General features: G+C 51.0%; 9 protein-coding genes. 5 read left to right on the forward strand and 4 right to left on the reverse strand.

The genetic code is table 11. From position 1 onward, the window contains the following. Nucleotides 1-225 precede the first annotated feature (225 nt). From CFLAV_RS11695 to CFLAV_RS32205, 3 genes are read left to right on the forward strand one after another with little or no spacing between them, the layout of a single operon-like run. Complete coding sequence (locus CFLAV_RS11695; protein ID WP_007414931.1) at nt 226-1533, forward strand: GumC family protein; 1308 nt, start codon at nt 226-228, stop codon at nt 1531-1533. A 17-nt stretch (nt 1534-1550) separates the two neighbouring features. Further along, nucleotides 1551-2408, forward strand: coding sequence for a serine hydrolase (locus CFLAV_RS11700; protein WP_150107373.1), 858 nt, complete (start codon nt 1551-1553; stop codon nt 2406-2408). A gap of 5 nt (nt 2409-2413) precedes the next feature. Next, nucleotides 2414-5461, forward strand: coding sequence for an immunoglobulin domain-containing protein (locus CFLAV_RS32205; RefSeq protein ID WP_007414933.1), 3048 nt, complete (start codon nt 2414-2416; stop codon nt 5459-5461). A gap of 40 nt (nt 5462-5501) precedes the next feature. Here CFLAV_RS32205 and CFLAV_RS11710 read toward each other — a convergent pair whose 3' ends face one another. The 3 genes from CFLAV_RS11710 to CFLAV_RS32210 form a co-directional block, all read right to left on the reverse strand. After that, the gene (locus tag CFLAV_RS11710) at nt 5502-6806 is read right to left on the reverse strand and encodes an SGNH/GDSL hydrolase family protein (RefSeq protein ID WP_007414934.1); all 1305 of its coding nucleotides are present in this window, start codon (nt 6804-6806) and stop codon (nt 5502-5504) included. A gap of 98 nt (nt 6807-6904) precedes the next feature. Then, nucleotides 6905-11923: a PVC-type heme-binding CxxCH protein gene (locus CFLAV_RS11715; RefSeq protein WP_007414935.1), complete on the reverse strand. Its 5019-nt coding sequence runs from the start codon at nt 11921-11923 to the stop codon at nt 6905-6907. Nucleotides 11924-12144: 221 nt separating this feature from the next. Next, nucleotides 12145-12951: a type II secretion system protein gene (locus tag CFLAV_RS32210; RefSeq protein ID WP_007414936.1), complete on the reverse strand. Its 807-nt coding sequence runs from the start codon at nt 12949-12951 to the stop codon at nt 12145-12147. A gap of 210 nt (nt 12952-13161) precedes the next feature. Here CFLAV_RS32210 and CFLAV_RS11725 point away from each other — a divergent pair, with 210 nt between their 5' ends. Together CFLAV_RS11725 and CFLAV_RS11730 are read left to right on the forward strand one after the other, a co-directional pair. Continuing rightward, a complete protein-coding gene (locus CFLAV_RS11725) occupies nt 13162-16212 on the forward strand; it encodes an ATP-binding protein (protein WP_040548190.1) in 3051 nt (1016 codons plus the stop codon). Further along, complete coding sequence (locus CFLAV_RS11730; protein ID WP_007414938.1) at nt 16209-16877, forward strand: response regulator; 669 nt, start codon at nt 16209-16211, stop codon at nt 16875-16877. Before CFLAV_RS11725 ends, CFLAV_RS11730 begins: the two co-directional genes overlap by 4 nt. Nucleotides 16878-16948: 71 nt before the next feature. On the opposite strand, the gene CFLAV_RS11735 is transcribed toward CFLAV_RS11730, so the two are convergent. Continuing rightward, nucleotides 16949-17203: a hypothetical protein gene (locus CFLAV_RS11735; protein WP_007414939.1), complete on the reverse strand. Its 255-nt coding sequence runs from the start codon at nt 17201-17203 to the stop codon at nt 16949-16951. Nucleotides 17204-17416 lie beyond the last annotated feature (213 nt).

Raw genomic sequence — 17416 nt, forward strand, 5'->3', positions numbered from 1 at the left:
ACTACCGAACCCTGACCGCCGCCGACGATTGCGCTCTCGATTCCTGCTCTCAAACTGGCTTCTGTTTTCAGGTCGCTGATTGCGGATCGGTCATCTTTTATTTTGGCCATCCACTTCCAGCTTTCGCCGTTGTTGGATCAAGTCATTCCTGACTTTCTGTGCTGCTCACGCCCCTTCTTCGCTTGCCTAATTCGACCTGCCGGTAAACACTGATCCACAGTATTAATGAGAAACAATCCCAGAGTTGCAGTGGCTCGCTTTGGCAAATACCTCGCCCTCGGCGGACTCCTTGCCGGTATCGCCGCCTCCTTGTATCTGCTCATTACTCCCAAAACTTATCAAGCCACCACTGACCTGAAAATCGAGATCCGCTTCCAACGAACCGACTTGCTCTCCACCAATGCAGTTTACACTCCGCGCGATCCCGAAGCCGTTCCCAGGGAACTCCGTCTCATCCGTTCTGAAACGATTCTCAATCCGGTCATGGAGAACCTCCATCTTGCGCAACGTTGGGGTGAACGCTACAAACAAGGCGCCGTCCTGACCACCAACGAAACCCGCCTTCTCTTTCATCAAAAGACAACCATCAACCTACTGCCCGACAGCGCCATTATTCGCATTCGAGTTACCAGCGAAGACCCCGAAGAAACCGCCACCATCGCCAACGAAATCTCTCGCGTCTATCGTGATTATCGCGCCAACGAGAGAAAAGTTACCACCGAAGCCAAAATCGAGACTTTACGAAAACAATGGGAAGCCCACAGCCAGACTTTGATTGAAGCTCAAGACCTGGCCAAAAAGCTACGCTATCAAATCCTCATGGCTCAAAGCACCAATCCAGTTACCGTCATCGACCCCGAGGGCCTCGTCCGCCTGCAACAAAAGCGCATTGAGCTTGAAACTGATTATGTCAAAAAGCAAAACCTGCTCCAATTCCTGAAAAGTCTCGACCATGATAAATTGCGCCAGGTCTTTCCCACCATGACCACCAATGAGATGGTATCCAAAATGATGGACCAGGTCTCCGCAGCCGAAGCCGAATTAACTTTTGCCAAAACCAACTCAGGCCCTGCCTCAAGTGAGGCCAAACACGCTGCCGATACTTTAGCAGAACTCAACAAACGAGCCGACGCCATCATCGATACCGCCCTCGAGCAGAAAGTCCTCGAACTGGCCAGCACCAAGGCCGAACTGGATAAGACCATTGACCTGCTCAAACGCGCCCGGTCCTCCAACAATAAGATCACCATCGAGGATCCTGCGTACAATAAGGCCGTCGCAGACGTGCAAAAACTACAACTCGAACGCGACCAGTTGAAATCAAAACTCGATCGGGAACAAGTTTCAGCCGTTCTTCCGCCAATTTCCTCTGAAGTCCTGGCACCGGCGCACCCACCCTCCGAGCCCATCTCACCCAATCGCCCCGCCGCCATCAAAACCATCTGGGGCGGCCTGGCCATCACGGTTTGTGGTTTGTTCCTAATCATTCTGGGAAAGGGGCTGAAGCCGGAAACCGGATCATCAATCAGGTAACCACATCTTATTTCCCCGTGACATCTCTCGAGCACATGCAACTGATTCGCACAAAAACCGAAACCCAACTACAGGAAATCATAAGTCACACGCGTGGCGCCATGGGAATTTCAGTGTTGGACCTCACCAGTAACGACCGCTTCGACATCAATGCTGAGATGGTTTTCCCCCAGGCCAGCGCCATCAAAATCCCCGTGCTCATGGAAGTTTACAAGCAGGCACACGCAGGGAAATTCAGTCTCACTGACACGCGCCGCATCGAGAAGCAGGACAAGACCTCTGGTAGCGGCATCCTTTTTGAATTGGGTGACGGCACGGTCCAAATGACCATTCATGACCTTTGCATTCTCATGATTCTCATCAGCGACAACACGGCTACCAATCTGTTGATCGACCTCGTCGGCATCACCAATGTCAATCAAACCCTCAACTCTCTTGGCTTTGAGCAAACACGGCTACAACGTCGAATGATGGACGCCGCCGCTTCCTTGCGCGGAGATGAAAATCTCTCCACACCGGCTGAGGGCGTCCGCATCCTGGAACTCCTCCATAAAGGTGAGTTCATCAACAGGTCTATTTGCGATGATATCCTCGCGATCCTTAAGAAGCCAAAGCCGACCAACCTTACCGCCGGACTTCCTGATGGCACGGTCGTCGCCACCAAACCTGGAAATATCTCAGGTGTAGCTACGGAGTGGGCAATTGTATATCTCAAAGACCGTCCCTACATTGTTGTGATCATGGAAAATTATGGCGTTGAGCACGATGCCCCTGATGCCATGAAGGCAATTTCGCAAACCCTTCACGAATACTTTGCACGCCTCAGCCGTGCCACGAAATACGGGGCCTACGTGGCTCCCTCAGTACAAAGATAAAACCGATGCGCTTACTGATATATTGGTTGGCAAGCTTGGCCTTCCTTGTCTCCACGGCATTTTCTTTCTCTCAAACACTCCACCTTCCACCCCGTCCGCCCGGCGCTCCTACAGGAAGCCAATTCATTAAGATCATTTCCCCCATGGGACTTACCGAGCGTGAAAATTGGATCCTCTCACAAATCCAGATTGGCAACGTCCCCAGCTGGTTGACTAATCTCGTTCCAATCACGATCACCAAAACCATCAGCGGCACACCACACACGCTCACCTACTACGTCACGCCTGATTATATGGCCATCGGTTCCGACCAGGATTATTTCCTTGAACCGATGACTCCCCTGCTCGCCCAGCGCGTAGCCGATCTCCTCAATTGCACTCTGCCGACTCGCATGATGGTGGATTATCACTACACCAATGCCGCGGTGCATCTGAATCCTTCACCGATTCCCCCCAGTGGTGCCATGACCACAGTTCCTGTTTTTGCTGATCATAATACCACTGTCCGAGGCCAACGGAATGCCACCACTAATTCTTTCCCTTTGGGAGCTTTGGTCGATGGTGATAAGAAGGATGTGATTATTTCAACCCGCATCTATGGTAATCCTGCGCCTGGACGTGTTGTCATTTACGGCTGGCACTATCCCAACGGTTCCTGGATTCAGGATGTCACTGCCGTGCACGAGGAAACCTATGCTGATTACAGCCACGGCATTCGCATGGTTCAAATGGCCGTCACTCTCGATGGCTCACCAAACACAATCACAAATATCCTGACCAGTTCAATTCTGTGGCCCCTCCTCAGCGATGAAGGCGTCATCGCGACTCCGCACTACCCGCATTACGCAACAGTTCCCGTGATCACCGGCCAACCTTACAGTCAAACTGTAAACGCTGGCTCAACCATCAGCTTCAACGTAATCGCCGTCGGCGATGCACCACTTGCCTATCAATGGAAACTCAATGGTTCTTCCATTCCTGGTGCCACAACCTCAACTCTATCGCTGACCAACGTTTCGACGGCCAACTCCGGAACCTACACCGCTGTCATCACCAACATTTCCGGTTCTAATACGACCATTCCCGCCCTGCTGCGCATCAATACGAATGCCTACCCTCTTCTGTTTTCGGATAACTTCGACACCGACACTTCCGCTAATTGGAATCTCTTCTGGGGCTCAGGCAACAACGTTCCTGATTATACAGCCGATTGGGCTTACGACTACAGAGCCATCCCTTATACATTTAATGGGACAACCTACGTAATTCCTCCAGCGCCTAATTCCATCAGCGGCACCACTCGTGGCGTTCGTTTCACCGTCAATAATAACGACACTAACGGCGTAATCGCTGGCGTCAATATCTATCCAAAGAACCAATTTTTCACCAACAACTTCGCTCTCAAGTTCGATATGTGGATCAACTATCCTGGTGGAGCGGTCGGTAGCGGTGCCACGGGCAGCACGGAATTTGGAATTTTCGGCATCAATCACTCTGGCACTGAGGCAAACTGGGCTGCTACCTCCGCTTCCTCGACCGATGGCCTCTGGTTCGGGGTTGATGGTGAAGGCGGCACCACCGCCGATTATCGCTCCTACATTGGCAATCCCTCCGGACTCCAAGCCCAATGGAATCCGACCACCAACGGCATGGCTTCCGCAGATGCTGCCGGTGGTATCTACCCAGCTCTTTTTGCCAATTCGCGATTCGAAACCGTTGGCGCACCCGGCAAGAACTGGGTCGCAGCCGAAGTTTCCCAGATGAATGGCATCCTCACCTGGAAACTGGACGACACCCTCATTGCCCAGCGTACCAACGCCTCTGCGTTCGCTTCGGGCAACATCATGCTTGGTTTTATGGACGTCTTTCCTTCCATCGCCAGCCCTGCTTCGAATGCCTTCGTTATCTTTGATAATGTCCGTGTTGAAAATCTCAGCACCAACTCTCTGACACCTCCCTCCATCACCACGCCGCCTCAAAGTCAAAACGCCGCTACTGGCACTAACGTAACGCTCTCCGTCCTCGCGACCGGCTCCGCTCCTCTCAGTTATCAATGGCGTTTCAACGCCTCCAACCTCTCGGGCGCTACCAGCAGCACTCTCACCCTGACCAATGTTCAACCCGCCAACGCCGGCGACTACGATGTCCTCGTCACCAATCCCGCCGGCAGTCTTGCCAGTGCTCCCGCTCATCTGACTGTCACCAGCGGCAGCTTTCAATTCGCCTCGGCTAACGTACTTTCCAACGGCTGGGTGTTGTTGATTTTCAGTGGTTCGGCTGGAACTCAGTACGTAATTGAAGCCTCCACCAATCTCGTCAACTGGACTCCCATCGTCGTTCTTCCCGGCACCAACGGCCCCTTGCCCTTTGTCGATACCAACGCACCCAGCTTTTCCTCCCGCTACTACCGAGCCTATCTTGCAACCGCCAATCTCCTCACGGATTTTGAGGCTTACCCTTCCGGAGCTCTGGTCATATTTCAAAAACCTTCCTACTCCGGCTCCACTTCAAATTTCCTCGACCTCACTTTCAACTCTCTTGCTTGCGTCACCAACAACTTTCCAGTTGGTCACTCGAGTTCCAATGTCCTCGAGGTTTCCTGGGCGTTCAAATCAGGAACCACCAGCCCATGGTTGCGCCTGACTACGTTCGCGGCAACCAATCTTCCCAATCCGACCATTGCCACCAACATGGCATTGGCATTTGATGTTTACACCGATAAGGACGTCTATGTTGCTTTTGGCTTCCGTGAAACCAGCACCACCAATCCCATTGGATTCGATGGTGGAACGAGCGGAGGCATTGAATGGGTGGGGGGCTCGACAGATAATTCACAACCTCCCCCGAAGGGCAGATGGATATCAGCCGGACAATGGACAACCGTGCAGTTCCTGATCCCTTATGAACCCGTCCGTGCATTCACCGGCAATGGGATTCTGCAAACGAGCAGCGGCAAAGGCGTTCTGGAACACCTCTGCCTGGTCCCTGCCGGTGGTTCAGGCATCTACAATCTTTACTTCGATAACTTCCAGACAATTGATCTCGGCCCGTAGACTTGCCTTCACACTCAAGGCTCAGTGCCTGGTGGTGCTTTTACTGTGCCACAATCTTGATTGTGTGCGTCACCGGCACAAAGGCTTCCTTGATGGCAGCAACCAATGGATCGCGTTCCTTCTCAGTCTGAGTTACTACGGCTTCCATGTCCTTTCTGGCCTCCGTGCTACGGAACGTCTGCTTTATCTGTTTGGTTTCGTAGCCCTGCTTTGCCGCCACTGCTTCATCCACCTTTTTGAAATTCTCGAGGAAGGGATTGCGCGCAAACTCCGCCGCCAGGTTGATTCCCTTTTCCAGTTGGTCGCCGCTGAAACACCTGGTCTCCGCACCCCAGGTAACCAGATAAGACTTGGCTTTGGCATGCTTCACTACCAGCATCATGCGATTCAACTCCTGATTAAAAGGAATCAGCTTGGTGCCTGAGAGCACGTTGTCATCCTTCGTGACGTCTCCTTCTCCTGTGCAGAACGGATAGCGATGGCTGGTAATCGTCACCTCTCCATCCTTGCTGCTGACCACCTCATGTCCTTTTGAAACTTCGGCTTTGCCGGACTTAAGATCGACCTTAAAAGTTCCCAAGTTGCCATCCATGTCAAAAGCGTGCAGGAAGGCATAAGCCATCACCACATGGCCAGCCCACCCTGGGTGTACCCCATCCTTGCCCGGCACCGCATAATTGGTCCCGTAACTTTGAATGGCAAAATGTTCAGCCGTAAGCATCGGCCAAAACACGTCGGCGAAAGTTACTTTTTCCTTTTTTGCAATATCCACGTCAATATTGCGCAACCTGCAAAGATTAAGGTTCAAATCATCCTTGGTTGCATTTGGATCTCCCACCCAACTCGGACGTTTACCGACACAACCCGCGGAGCCAAGCACCACGCGCGTGCCATGGTTCTCAAAGGCCTCAACTATCGCCGTGGTATTGGAGGCATACGCCTGCCCAATGGAATCCTCGAAGGCACGATAATGATGGTCATTCATTCCATAACAAGTCGTCGCCACGGTCGGGTGAAACCTCAAACAATCGTTCGTCATGCGCGCGAGAAATCCCGGCGTTTGTTCCCCGCTCCATCCATACTGGCGCACCGAAACATTTAACTCAGGCTGACAAACCGTCAGGTAAGTCTCCATGATTCGCGAATACATCTTCTGCTCGGTGATGGAATCGCCGCAAATTGCCAGGCGATCATCCTTCCTCAGGAGCTGCTTTTTTGCCGCAGGTGCTGGCGAAGGATTAAACTTCGCCAGATAAGAATCATTTCCTTTTGTATCGATTGGTTGGGCCAAAGCCGCAGAGCAAACGAACAAACCGGTAAAGCTAAATACAATTTTAGAACCCATAAGTAGAATCGGAAGGATTGTTCGTGTACCACATTCATCCGTCAAGCCAGCACTCGCGGCGGATTCGATTTCGAAATCTAAAAATAATTGTTTGGGAGCTATTTGCTGGAAACCCAACTCGCGCTATTGCGCAGAATCGCCTTGTAGGCATCCAAGTCATGAGCCTTGCTATCGTGGCCCAAGGTGCAGCAAACGATCCGGGCCTTCGGGTGCTTCACTATCCAAAGAACCGGATAAGTCTCACCTGTCGCCAGATTTTTTCCAGTAGCCAGAATCTCGATGGGTGTTCCCGTCGGATCAATTTTTGTGTGATACAGCTCATCCGAAATGCGAAAGGTTTTTGGCACTCCTGCCATGACGGGATGACCAGAGTCCGTGACCGTGACTTCAAATTCACCATACTTATCGTGACTGGTCGCTCCGCCACCTGCGAGCACGCGATTATATTCTGGCCAGTCCTTCCAATTGTACCAGAGCGCCGGATGCACCAGCAGCATGCCACGTCCCGAGTTGGCAAAATCAAATATGCCTTTTCGCAACCCGGGATCAGTCATCTGTTGATTCGTGCTGAGATACAAGACATCGACATCCTTGAGGTTGGACTCAACCGCATCCACCTGATCGAGATAATTGACTGCGACTTTGTCCTTTTCAGCCAGTGTTGCTGAATCAGCCTCCTTGAACCAACGGTTGAAATCGTGGGAACTGCCACCGCCCACGATCAAAAGATGCTTGCCATTATCCCAGTGCAAAGGTTCGGCCTTAACAGGTGATGCGACAGTTTCTGTTTCTGCCCCGGCTCCATTATCTGCCGTGATCGCCACAAAAACCGGCGCCACAAGATTGTCAAAACTTTCCAGCGATATGCTGCTAATGACATCATGATGCTTCAGCGATTTGGTGAACCAGCGCACCTGACCATGCTTGACTAAATCAGCCGCTGATTTTGAACCGGGAACATCATAAGCACCGATGTAGTCCGCAACTTCCTGTCCGTTTTTAAGGATGAATTCCTCCTTTTCCTTGTCCGCGTAAAACACCGTGATTTTAGCGACTGGAATATTCTCCCAATCCTTTCCTCCGATTGGATAAGCCCAGCCGCCAACTCCACCCAGGAAGTGTAGGCGATTTGCTTTAAGATCCAATTTCTCCACCACAACCTGCTGTGGCATGGTCTTCGCAAATCCGTTTCCGCCTTTTAACACGACAAGATTTCTGCCGGTTGTCGTTTTGAGCGGGTTGGCGACATCAAAAGGAATTCCTGAAACTTTCGTAATTCCAAAGTGCTTGAATGCCAGCGTTTCATCGACTAGCTCGGGGCCGTTGAACAATCCCTTCAGGCTGTTGGCGGTGAATGCCGATTGCAAATCCACGAGTCGATAGTTGGATTCTCCAGCGCAAAGATAGCTGAGAATATCCCGGAGATTGTCCGCACCGAGTGCTTCAAATCCGTTCGGCATCAACGAGAGCCCGGTGTTGCGACGGCTCTTGATGTTGGAAGTTTTGATTTCTGTATCCCCGGCGGCATTGCGCAAAGTGATGCTGGCGCTATTCTCACGCGCAATTATCCCGTCATAAATCTCTCCATCCCTGGTTTCAACGCTATAAGCGTAGAAGTTCGGTTCAACGACCCGATTCGGATCCAACACATGAACGATCAATTCCGCCGACCCGTGCGCTCCCATGCCGGTGAGGTCCGGAGCAATATCTTTCCCCTCCCCATTCAGACGATGGCAAACCGCGCAATTCTGTAAAAACAATTGATGTCCACGGGTGACATCCCCAGGCTGCGTGACCAGCGGGGTGAACTTTGCGATCAATTCATTTTTCTCCTTCGCCTCCGGACCGCGTAATTCATCTATGATTTTGTTCGCCTTCTCCGCCACCGCCGGGTCGCTGTGTGTCCGCAAACGGTTGATGTTGACCGGCCCGATGGAAGACAAGTTCACTTTCCCTCCTTTGATCGCATCCACCAGAGTGAGTGACCAGTCGCCTCGTTTCAAAAGCTGGTTAACCAAGACATCCTGCAATTCAGTGCTGACCTTGGGATATGCGGCTATGAAAGTGTCACCCAAACTTGCATCCGGCAAACTACCCAGGGATTCGATCACTTTTCGTTGCAAACTGGTCGAACTGGATGAACCAAGAATGTTTGCCACCGATGGCACAATCTCTGCATTCATCTGCCTGATGGCCAATAGGCTGTTTACAATTTGCGCACGGTTTTCTTCTGGCTGGTTCGCGTCATTCAGTTCTCCAATCAGCCTGGCAACAATTGCCTTGGCCTCCCCCGCCAACGCACCATTCTTGTCCCAACGCGACATCAGCGGCAGCGCCATTGTTGTAAGTTTTGGATTGGGAGAAGCCATGAGTTGCTGAAATGCCTTTTGCAACTCGGGCGACCAGTCGGGTGCTGTTCCAGGCCTCAACTCTCTGACCAAACTATTCAACACAATTTCCTTGAGCGGATCAGCTGCCGCAGGCTTGGAAGCTACCAATTCAAACAGTCGGGCAGCTCCGTTTGCATCCTGCTTTGACGCAAACTGATTGCTGAGCAGTGTAACCAAGGCAGCGTATTCCTGCGGAGTTCCAGCCTCGCAAGCCGCAGCGATAAAGTTCTCAGGACTCTTTGATGACACGCCGGCCACCGCTGATTCCAACCACTGATCTTTCAGCTCTGGATATGCGGAGACCAAAGTCTTCACTATCTTTTCGTCCGTTGGAAAGTCACCCAGTGCGATGATCGCCTCTAACCGCACACGTGGATCAGAATCCTTCACACGCTGCAAAACAGCCTCCTCAATTTTTGTCTGAGATTCGCCATCGCTGCCCGTTCCAAGCGCAGCAATCTTAAGTGCGTTTTTCCTTATTCCTGAATCTTTCGAATTGAGCGAGGAAACGAGGAGGGTTGATTCCTTTGCACCGAGATTGTTCAACACCCAAAGGGCATGAATACGGGCAGACTCCGACGCTTTTTCGGATCTGGCTAATTTCTCCAGAGCTGGCACCACATCCATCTTTCCGCGCTCATCCAACAATCTATGGGCTGTGGCTCTGACCCATTCGTTGGGATGTTCCAAAGCTTTGACCAGTTCGACTGGCTTCACTCCATCCAGTTTGGGAAGGTTAAACTTCTTTGGTTCCTGATACTGCACCCTCCAAATCCGTCCGAAATAATGATCGCGATCGGGACGAATCGCGGCGTTGCTTTGGGGGTCATGCCTTGTACCGCGTGTATCGTTATGAACCACAGCCTGATTATAAAAATCCAGTATATAAAGCGCCCCATCCGGGCCAACACGTTGGTGAATGGGACGGAACCAAAGATCCTTGCTGGCAATGAATTCCTGCTCCTCCATTTCGTGATCCTTGCTGGCCACATAAGTGACACCATGAGGCTTAAGCACGTCCTGATGGACAATGTTAAGCGTTGGTTCGGCTACGTAGTGAGTATAATTATACTTTTCCGGCCAGGCGCCGCCATCGTAGATACAACAGCCGGAAGCCGCGGTGAAATTGCCCACCCAGTCAATCTGCACGTAAGCCTGCTTTGTCCAACTCATCAACGGATAGCTCCGCTTGTGATCTTCGATGTTCAATCCGCTGACAGCGTTTCCAATCTTTCCTTTAGCCAAAATCGGTTCTGGCATCACCACATGGTCCACGTGGTTCCCATTCGCCTGACTGAAGAAAATTTCGCCGTCAGGAGCCACATCCACGCCCCACGTGTTACCACCTTTGGAGGCCACCTGCTCCAATGCACTGCCATCCGGCTTGAATCGAAACACTCCCTCGGTCACGGTGCCGAAATGTTGCTTCCTGTCGCCCGAATAAATATCCCCCTTGCTATAACCAACGGTTGCGTAAACCCAACCATCGAATCCCCAGCGCATGTTGCTAAGCACGGCATGCGTGTCTCGATTCCCAAAACCCGTATAAAGCAACACCTTCGTGTCTGCCTTTCCTGTGCCTTTTGTATCCCGCAACCAATAAATATCCGGTGCCTGTGATACAATCACTCCATCCTTGTACAAAACCATGCTCGTAACCAAATCCAGTCCTTCGTAAAACATTGTCTTCTTGTCCATGATGCCGTCTGCGTTGGTATCTTCCAGGATGGAGATGCGATCATAAGGAGCAACGGAACGATCCTGGCGATAGGGATATTCCGGCGTTTCGGCGACCCAGAGGCGTCCTTTGGCATCCCAATCCATGGAGATGGGCTTATCGATCAAAGGCTCAGACGCCACGAGATTTACTTTAAAATCAGGAGGAACCACAATTTTCGCAACCGCCTTTTCCGGAACCGTCGGCCCACCTTCTGGATATCGAAGGCTTGCCAGTTCCTCCTTGCTGACCAACAGGTCTGCATCCCGCTTGCCAGCCCAGGCAATACCTCTCAGCAGCAAAGCCCGAAAGTGCGGCAGTTCGAAGCTTTTGTAATTGTGGCCGGGAATCGAAACGAATGCGCGGTAGTTGTCCTTCTCATAGGTCCACATCTGCGGGACGATCTCATAAACTGATGGATAAAGCTTGCCGTCATGTGTATTGCGCTCATCGGGCTTATACGTTGAAGCCAAAACGTGTGCCTCCGGCATCAGGTCGAGTTGATAATAAATCTCATCCTCGAAATCAAAATTGGATACACCTTTCGTAATCGGTGTGTGGTAGTCTTGAAAATAAATGGAAACGTCTCCCTCAAAATACTTGGCGTGGGCATAATCCCAGGCGCCGCCTACCACTGTCTTGAACCAAGGCGCATCCTTTCCGCAGATGGCATCATGAAGCACCACGATGCCTCCACCTTTCTTGAGGAATTTGTCGAGGTTCACCCGTTGTTCCGACGAAATGTCCGCGCCTTCCTGGGCATATAGCACCAGCACATCCGTGGCTTCCAACTGTTCTGCTGTCGGAAAATTCAAGGCCCCATCAGCCTTGGCACCCCGCTGATTAAGCAATTCGGTCCATTCTTTGAGGAAGCGAGGATGGTCGTGCTGTCCCGGGCCGTGCGTCTTCACGCCGGCACGGATAAAAATCCGTAATGGCTTCTCCACCTGCGCTGTTGCGGCCAGACTGCCAAAAGCCAAAATTATTATGCAAAGGATCAGATTTTTCATGTTCCGTAGAGCTGTGGTCAGTAATCATACCGGAAAAACACGAAGGTAAAAAGAATTTTTGTGTCGCATATTTTGGCCACGTTTGCACGAGTTCGCAATTGGAGCTTTTATCCATCGACAAAAAGGCCCGTCACATTATTCGTTGATGAGGTGAGAGAAAGAATTGGCTTGGTTTAAAATACAACCAGTTCCATCCAGCAACCATCGAAAATTGTCTGCTGCTATGGGGCTCCATAAGCACTGGTGGTCACATTCCTTAACCTTACCAAATCAGAATTGGTCGGAGAGAGTTGTTTGCCAATCTGCGTGCCCGGATCTCGGAGTTTGTAAAGTTCTCCATGTCCATCCGCGAAATCAATGGTATAACCACGTTGATGCCGTGTTCCAAAGAAGCTGTCGTTAGCGTATAGCGAAGTGCTGCTGTCGAACGTGATTTGATACCAACCGTCATCAATCGTGGCTTCGGATTCATCCATCATCACCCATAATGCGGCAGGCGCTGGTGAGGTCAGCTCACTTTCCTTAAGAAAAGTGCGGTATGCACCGTTTGCATAGGTACTATTGTTCATGTATCGACTTCCGATCCAACAATTCATCGAGTAGCTGCGTAACCGATCAAACCCGTTTGACCTAGCCTGATCAACCGGGCAATGAAAAAGTTTCGCGGATGTTGCGTAAGGAAAGAATTTGCTCTGCCGCAACAAGTTCTGATTGGTAGCCTCGGCAATTCGAGTCATGTCGCCCACCACCCAGGAGTTGCTGTAGCCCGGGTCCGTCCCGGTATAGAAGTTCGGAAGATTATCCGCAAACCTGCCATCGTTGTCTGCGTTATACATCTGAAAACAGAGTCCAAGCTGTTTTAGATTGCTCAGGCATGCCACTGTATTTCCCTTGGCTTTGGCAGATGAAAGCGCCGGCAGTAACAAACCTGCGAGTATGCCAATAATGGCGACCACCAGCAGGAGTTCGATCAGGGTGAAGGCTGCCAGGCGGCACGATCCGTTCCTGTTCCCGTCCGGGTATTTCATAACCCGACTTGAGGTTGCGGATTTAAGGCAGTTTTCCACAGCAATAGATTTCAGTTCTAAGGCATTGTGTTACGGTTGGGAACTGTGTGTTTCAATGCACACCTCTTGTTTTGATTGCACCGCATGAATGTTGTCTGGATAATATCCATTGCAAGCGGCAAACCCTGCCCCAAGCGAATGGCTAAGCACTGGCTAGTTATAGTGGCAATCATGGCAATGGCAACTCCGGATTGGAGCCAAAGCATTCCGGTTATCCGGAAGTATGGGGTCGAGGACGGACTGGCGGCTAATTCCTGTTTATCGGTTAGTTCCGGCCCCCGCGGACGAGCATTGGTAAAACATTCCGGCTCAGAATCCATTAGTTCTCTGGATGGTTATACGGTCAGAAAGATTCCAGCACCGCCGAAGTTTGGTGGAAAACCTTGCGAGAGTCCTGGCGGCCAACTTTGGAGTCTCTGGGAAGGCGGATTGCAGGAATACGACGGAAAGGATTGGCACCAGTATAAGGTACTCGAAATTCAAAAAGAATACGCAAGAAATCCTGCCATTCTACAGGATATGCAATTGTTGCCTACCAAACAGGGGCATGTCCTATTCCTGCTGGCGGATGCGTTGTGTGAGTTTAACAATGAACGTTCGGAAACTCCCAAAACCAGCACTATCCACCTTTCCGAACAAAGTCGCGTAGGCTCATTTACAGGAATGGTTATCGCCGATGATGGTGGACTCTGGATATCCGGGCAAAGAGGAGTGGTCAAATTATCGGGACCAATTCGGACTATTACACGAAATAGCCGATGGCAGGATTACGTTCCCTCAACCAAAGGATTTGAGCAATTTAACTATCTGGAGGCACCTACGCTTGATGAAGAAGGCGGCCTCATTCTTCTGGGGCAAACGAAACAAGGTTCCTTAAAAGCAGTGGTGCACTTTAATGGCAAACGTTGGTCGGTTTTATCCATCAGGCAGGACGATTATGTCCGTGCGTGGCGTGGCGTAGGGAATATCTATTGGGCGGCAACCCGGGATTATTTGCTGGCTTTTGAAGAGAACGGGGGTGATTTTCGTCAAAATCAACAGTTACCAGTCAATAAGCTCGTTGACCTCGCCATTGAGCCACATGGCGTGTTTTGGATCGCATCTTTAGATGGACTCTTCCGTTATGCTCCGCCCGCCTGGAGCACGCCGGCTGCATTCTCGGGACTTGACTCCAAGTGTGAGTCCGTCACACAAGATGCACGAGGCCGGATTTGGCTGGTGCAGGACAATTCCCTTTTCTTGTTCCATGAAGATGCCTGGGAAACCTTTGTCATTCCCCCAAAAATCTTCCCACGCTCGGAAACCGCCAAGCAATTGTTCGCTCTCAACGACGGCAGCCTGATTATCGAAACGAAAGCGGATCTGATTCAGTTCCAACCCAGGACCTCCAAATTCAGAACGCTGTCAGCAATTACCGGGAAGCAGCTTAAGCCGCTCGGGTTTTTGCGCGATGGAACGCTCTGTTTGGAACTGCCCTCATCAGCCAACGGTGAGTCTCGAAAGCTCGTAACCTTCGATGGCGAAGCCTTGGGAAGTTTTCCCTTTGCTCAACCCGATTTGAGTTCGAATCGGCAGGTTCAGCATCTTTACGCTTCCGGTAATGGAGACCTATGGCTAACCGGTGAACGGTACCTTTCCAGGTACCATAGCAAAGAATGGCAGACGTTTTTGCCCGCCGATGGACTCGTGCCCGAAGGAGCGCTTTGTTTGACTGAAGTGAGCGACAATAAAATCTGGTTTGGTATGATGGACAGGATTTGGGAATTCGATGGCAAATCGTGGTCATTAATTCGTTCGGGCTTCGGAAAGATCAATGAGCTCGTCAGAAGTCGTGAGGGAAGTGTCTGGGTCGCGACTGCCAAAGGCCTCTATCGATTTTACCAGGGAACCTGGGCACTAAACGGAACGGTTGAAGGATTACCGGACGAGAATATCGAACATCTCTCTGAGGACAGCCGGGGACGGGTTTGGGTTGCCACTGAACACTGCTTAAGCATTTATCATGCAGATGCAGATCTAGACCCTCCTCAGACCATCATTAACCCTTTGAGAGAGGACAATAACAGTCTTCTCGAGGGAGCTATTGTACCCGTTTCATATGCGGGACGCGATAAGTGGAAATACACTCCCGCCGAACGGCTGCTTTATTCCTACCGATTGGATGAGCGGGATTGGTCGCCTTTCTCCGAAGAGAAAACTGCCAGTTTTCAGGACCTCGCTGCCGGAAAACATTACTTTCAGGTCAGATCGATGGATCGGAATTGGAATATTGATCCTAAACCATCCATCCTTGAGTTCGCCATCACACTACGCTGGTATCAGGAAACCCGTCTGCTGCTTGTCGCTGCCTTGGCCGCTACTGCAACTTTGGTTTTTGGTGGCTTGGCACTCAATCGGCACCGCCAGTTGCTGCGCAGTTATTCTGAAGTCGAACAGAAGGTCGCTCAACGCACCAAAGAGTTGGAACTTGCCAATCAGGAACTGCTGCACAGTCAAAAAATGAATGCTTTGGGAACTCTGGCGGCAGGAATTGCACACGATTTTAACAACATCCTATCCATCATTAAAGGCTCCGCTCAAATTATTGAGGAGAATGTGGAAAATCAGGATAAGATTCGCGTCCGCATCGGTCGCATCAAGACGGTGGTGGAACAGGGAGCAGGCATTGTCAGGGCCATGTTGGGGTTTAGTCGCGGTCCCGACCAGCAGGAACTCACCTCAGACGTAAATTCGGTGGTGGACGAAACAGTCCGCTTGCTTGGAGATCGGTTTCTGCGGGAAGTCGAAGTCGAGGTGAGAAAAGCGGAATCCCTTCCGTCTGTGCGGGTATCCAAGGACTTCATTCAGCAAATATTGCTAAACTTTATATTTAATGCAGCCGAAGCGATGCCGCATCATAAGCAAATCATTCTGAGCTCGGAATTAATTAACCAGTTACCCGGCAGCCTGGCCCTCGCACCAAAATCGGCATTGCGGTATGTTGCTGTTTCGGTGGCGGACGTGGGAACGGGAATTCCGGCTGAGATCATGCCTCGGATATTTGAACCATTCTTTACCACCAAGGCGTTTTCAGCCCGGCGCGGCACAGGGCTGGGACTTTCAATGGTCTATGAACTGGCAAAGAAAATTGATGCTGGACTCGCAGTTACCTCGACGGTAGACAAAGGAAGCAGGTTTACTCTGCTTCTGCCCGTCGATACCCGAGCAGGTGAGAACTTATGACGACCGGATCAAAGGCTAAGGACGCTGCTAAAATTTTAATAATCGAGGACGATGATCTCCAATACGAGATCTACGAGGACGCTCTCTCCCGATATCAGCTCACTCGTGTGATGAAAGGGACTGAGGCTATTTCCCTGATCCCTGGAATTATCCCCGATGCTGTGATCCTCGATCATGTTTTAGCTGATGGCGAACTGGGATTGGAATTCCTGCCGGAATTAAAAGAACTCCAACCGTTTGCCCCGATCATAATTGTTTCAGGGGCGTTGGAGGTGCATCAACAGTTTCAAGCATTGCAGGGGCCCCGACGGGCTCACTATTGTCTTCCCAAGCCGGTCGATGTCCATGAACTTCGTCGCACGGTCGAAACCGCTCTCAAGGAATGTGGAGCCGCTGAAGTCATTCGCCAGTTTGAAGCCTTGGAACGGTCTAAACGGATCGACGCTCACGAGTTACTGAGCCGATCCACCGATAGGTTGAGTCGCCAGAACAAAATTCGCGACATCATAGCCAAATCTGAAGGGCGACCCAACATTTCAGCCCTGGCCAGGGAATTCAATGTCGCCCGGCGAACCATCATTCGTGATTTACAGGAGTTGATCAGACGCGGCCAGGTATCCCCGGCAAAATATCCGGAATGGGAAAACGCTGATACAGAAGAATGACCGGGAGGTTGACCCGGCACAATAAACGGCCATCTGGGCGCATTCCTGCTGAGGCATGCGCCCAGATGGGTTTATCCCCACCCCCTAAAATTGCGATCCAGGCGGCTGGCGCCACCTTTTACGGGTTTCGCAACTGCGGCAAAATTCAAAGCCCAAGGCTTTACCCGACTGTCAAACTGGTGTCCTACGCCTAATATCTTTGCATACTGGTCTCCCAGTAATGTGTAATTTGTGCTGTAACCACCCAGAACCTTGATCGGCGCGTTCGAGTTCCAGTTGGCTCGTTGCCTTCCCGTCGGATTAAATATGTATAGTTTCCTAGCCATACTAGTCTGGTGTTATGCTTCTGCCTGCTTTCAGCAACCTCAATGCCAACTCCATAAATATCGAAAAACCTGCAATTTTTACCTTCAGACTCATAGGGAAAGCAAAATTTACACGCATACTGCGTGAATCTCATCCAAATTACTCTCTCATAGCTTATTATCTTTGTGGCTCAAAAAGGCTTAAAACTGGATTCACCTGCTGGCACCCTATAC

It is taken from the genome of Pedosphaera parvula Ellin514 (genome assembly GCF_000172555.1).
Taxonomy (GTDB): domain Bacteria; phylum Verrucomicrobiota; class Verrucomicrobiia; order Limisphaerales; family Pedosphaeraceae; genus Pedosphaera.